The following is a 531-nucleotide window of genomic DNA, read 5'->3' on the forward strand; positions in this document are numbered from 1 at the left end:
TAATTTGCCTGTTATTCCATCTGGAAAATATTATTACAATACTTTACACACAATCATGCAAGAGAGATTAGGCTGTCATTTAAATATGATTAACAGAATAGACAGAGAGACTAGCGGGTGTGTAATACTTTCTCGCGGTTCTTTAGTTGCTTCAAAGTTTTGTGCTATGCTTGCAAATAAAAATAATAATAATATAAAAAAAACTTATATTGCCATAGTGGAGAATGCTAAAGATATAGAAGATTCTTTTACCGTTGAAGGATATATGCAAGAGGTAGGCGATAAACTTTATAGAAGATATCAAATACTTCATAAAGAAAATGTTGAAGATTCAAAATATTCAAAGACAAAGTTTAAAACTGTAAAAAAAATAGGCGATTATGCCATACTAAAAATAAGACTCTACACAGGACGAATGCATCAAATAAGAGTGCATCTTCATTCAAAGAATCTCTATATGGTTGGAGATAAAATATATGGTAAATACGGTCCTAAAGTTTTTAATTCTTTTATAGAAAAAAGCATAATACC

The 531-nt window shown here is 29.4% G+C and carries 1 protein-coding gene; it reads left to right on the plus strand.

The genetic code is table 11. From position 1 onward, the window contains the following. The coding region (locus tag GQX97_RS14505; protein ID WP_198391284.1) for an RNA pseudouridine synthase at positions 1 to 531 on the plus strand (531 nt) is incomplete at both ends.

Origin of the sequence: Brachyspira sp. SAP_772 (genome assembly GCF_009755885.1) — a bacterium.
Lineage (GTDB): Bacteria > Spirochaetota > Brachyspiria > Brachyspirales > Brachyspiraceae > Brachyspira.